Consider the following 3,413-nt stretch of genomic DNA (forward strand, 5'->3'; position numbering starts at 1 on the left):
GGCGCAGGCTGCGGTCGCCGCCGTGCGCCGAGATGCCCATGCCGCCGCCCATCACGATGCCGTCGAGGAAGACGACGTAGGGCTTCGGATAGGCGTGGATCAGGTGGTTGAGCGTGTATTCCTCGGTGAAGAAGTCTTCCAGCGTCGGGTCGCCGGCCAGCGCAGCCTGGTGAAAGAAGCGGATGTCGCCACCCGCGCAAAAGGCGGGTGCCTTGCCTTCGCGTCCGGCGCCGCGCAGCAGCACCGCGGTCACCTGCGCGTCATCGCGCCATTGCAGCAAGGCGGTGGTGATGTCACGCACCATGGCCAGCGACAAGGCATTCAGGGCCTGCGGCTTGTTGAGCGTGATGACGCCCAGGTTGCCGCGGATCTCGCTCAGGACGTTCATGCGACTCAGGCTTTCGTTCGTTGCGGCTCGCGCAGAGCCCACAGTTCGTTGGCGACCAGCGCGCCGATCACGAGCGCCCCGCCCGTCAGCGCCGTGGAGCCCGGCTCCTCGCCCGCGAACCACCAGGCCCACAGCACGCCGAAGATCACCTCCAGCAGGCCCAGCAGCGAGAGCTCAGGTGCCGGCAGCACACGGGTGAGCACCACCACCAGCAGGCAGGGAATGGCCAGTTGCACCACGCCCAGCACCGCGAGCCAGCCCACGTCGTGCGGCGTGGCCTGGAATGGGTAGGCCAGCGGAAGGGTCAGCAAGGATGAGCAGATGGCACCGATCAGCACCGCGGGGAGCATGTCCTGCCCGTCCGCTTCACCGTGGTTCACGTGCTGCAGCACCGTCCAGTTGATGGCGGCGGCAATGGGCACCGCCAGTGCCACGGTCGTGCCGAGCAAGGAGCCGCTGCTGGCGCCTTGGCTGAACATCCACGCGATGCCGGCACCGGCCACGCCGATGGCGGCCCAGGTGCGCCAGGCCAGGCGGTGGTTGAGGAACAGGCGCGAGAACAAGGCCGTCACCAACGGACCGAGTGCCATGGTGATGAGCACGTTGGCCACGGTGGTGAGCGAGACGGCCACCATGAAGGCGGTGAACATCACTGTCCAGCACGCCCCCGACACCCACACCGGCCACGGGGCCCCGCGCAGGTTGCGCCACAGGCTCGGGCCGCGCATCCAGAACAGCGCCACACCCAGGGCCAGGGCGTTGAAGGCACTGCGCCAGAAGGTGATCTCGAAGCTGCGCGCCGAGTCAAGGTGGCGCACGATCACGCCGGCCGTGCTCCACAGCAGCGTGGTCAGCACCATCAGGGCGACGGCGCGCCCGTGCGTCAACCGCATTGCTTCCGCCGCAACCTGATCAGGCTGCTTCGCGAGAAGCACGCTTGCGGTCGTGTTCCTTCAGGTGGCGCTTGCGCACGCGGATGCTCTTGGGCGTGATCTCGACCAGTTCGTCGTCGTCGATGAACTCGACGCCGTACTCCAGCGTGAGGTCGATCGGCGGCGTGATCTTGATGGCGTCTTCCTTGCCCGAGACACGGAAGTTGGTGAGCTGCTTGGTGCGCGTGGCATTCACGACCAGGTCGTTGTCGCGGTTGTGGATGCCGACGATCATGCCCTCGTACACCGGGTCGTTCGCCTTCACGAACATGCGGCCGCGGTCGTCGAGCTTGCCCAGGGCGTAGGTGAAGATCTCGCCGTCGTCCATGGAGATCAGCACGCCGTTCTTGCGCCCGCCGATCTCGCCCTTGTGCGGCTCGTAGCCGTCAAAGATGTTGCTGATGAGGCCGGAACCACGGGTCAGGTTCATGAACTCGTTGGAGAAGCCGATCAGGCCACGGGCCGGAATGCGGTACTCCAGGCGCACGCGCCCACGGCCGTCCGGCTCCATGTTGACGAGCTCGCCCTTGCGCTCGCCCAGGGCCTGCATCACGCCACCCTGGTGCCCTTCTTCGATGTCGGCCGTCACCAGCTCGATCGGCTCGTGGCGCACGCCGTCGACGTCGTGGAACACCACGCGTGGCTTGCTCACGGCCAGCTCGTAGCCTTCGCGGCGCATGTTCTCCAGCAGGATGGTGAGGTGCAGTTCGCCGCGGCCCATCACCTCGAACACGCCGTCTTCGCCGGTTTCCTTGACGCGCAGCGCCACGTTGCTCTGCAGTTCCTTCTGCAGGCGGTCCCAGATCTGGCGGCTGGTGACGTACTTGCCTTCGCGGCCGGCCAGCGGGCTGGTGTTGACGCAGAAGTTCATCGTCAGCGTGGGTTCGTCGACCTTCAGCATGGGCAGCGGTGCCGGGTCGGTGGGGCTGGTGACGGTGACGCCGATGCCGATGTCTTCGATGCCGTTGATCAGCACGATGTCGCCGGGGCCGGCTTCGGTGACCTGCACGCGGTCCAGGCCCTGGAAGGTCAGCACCTGGTTGATGCGGCCCTTGACCGACTTGCCGTCCGGCCCTTCCATGACCAGCACGTCCATCGCGGGCTTCAGCGTGCCCTGGCTGACGCGGCCGACACCGATGCGGCCGACGAAGGTGGAGAAGTCGAGCGCGGAGATCTGCAGCTGCAGCGGCGCGTTGGCATCGCCGCTGTTGGGCGGAACGTGCTTCAGGATGGTGTTGAACAGGGCCGACATGTCGGGGCCCCATTGCTCGCCCGGAGCGCCTTCGGTCAGCGAGGTCCAGCCGTTGATGCCGGAGGCATAGACCACGGGGAAGTCGAGCTGCTCATCGTTGGCGCCCAGCTTGTCGAACAGGTCGAAGGCGGCATTGATGACCGCATCGGGCTTGGCGCCCGGCTTGTCGACCTTGTTCACCACGACGATGGGCTTCAGGCCCAGGGCCAGCGCCTTCTTGGTCACGAAGCGCGTCTGCGGCATCGGGCCTTCTTGGGCGTCGATCAGCAGCACCACGCCGTCGACCATGGACAGCGCACGCTCGACCTCGCCACCGAAGTCCGCGTGCCCCGGGGTGTCGACGATGTTGATGTGCGTGCCTTCCCAGCTGACCGCGCAGTTCTTGGCCAGGATGGTGATGCCGCGCTCGCGTTCGATGGCGTTGTTGTCCATCACGGTGTCGACCACCTTCTCGTGCTCGGCGAAGGTGCCCGACTGGCGAAGCAGCTGGTCGACCATGGTGGTTTTGCCGTGGTCGACGTGGGCGATGATGGCGATGTTGCGGATCTGACGGGTCATACGTTGCTCTCTGCAGTTTCTGTGTTCAGGAGGCCTTGCACCTCGATTGGGCTCAGCAGCCTGGTGGAAATCAGTTCGCCGCCCGCGATGTGGCCGCTCCCCAAGAATGCTTTCGGCTGCGGGCCGTAGACCCGCACGCGCGGTGCATCGGCCAGCGGCGTGCGGCGGCGCACACCGCTCAGGAAGCGGCCGGCGCCTTCGTCGTCCAGCCGCACCAGGGGCCAGTCGGCCAGCAAGGTGTCGGCCTGCAGCAGCTTGCGGTCGCGCTCGGGTTCGCTCATGG

The 3,413-nt window shown here is 66.7% G+C and carries 4 protein-coding genes; all 4 read right to left on the reverse strand.

The window, feature by feature from the left end; translation table 11 throughout:
• A partial coding sequence (locus VFL64_RS12285) for an enoyl-CoA hydratase/isomerase family protein (RefSeq protein WP_489540665.1) occupies positions 1-388 on the reverse strand: 388 nt, incomplete at its 3' end.
• A gap of 5 nt (positions 389-393) precedes the next feature.
• Positions 394-1,281 (reverse strand): DMT family transporter, encoded by an 888-nt coding sequence (locus VFL64_RS12290; protein ID WP_489540666.1) that lies wholly within the window; start codon positions 1,279-1,281, stop codon positions 394-396.
• A 19-nt stretch (positions 1,282-1,300) separates the two neighbouring features.
• A complete protein-coding gene (gene typA, locus VFL64_RS12295; protein WP_489540667.1) occupies positions 1,301-3,130 on the reverse strand; it encodes a translational GTPase TypA in 1,830 nt (609 codons plus the stop codon).
• Positions 3,127-3,413 (reverse strand): tRNA pseudouridine(55) synthase TruB (locus VFL64_RS12300; protein WP_489540668.1); only part of this gene is annotated, 287 nt, incomplete at its 5' end. The genes VFL64_RS12300 and typA, both read right to left, overlap by 4 nt.

This window comes from Rhizobacter sp. (assembly GCF_035702065.1).
In the GTDB taxonomy this organism is placed as follows: Bacteria; Pseudomonadota; Gammaproteobacteria; order Burkholderiales; family Burkholderiaceae_C; genus Rhizobacter.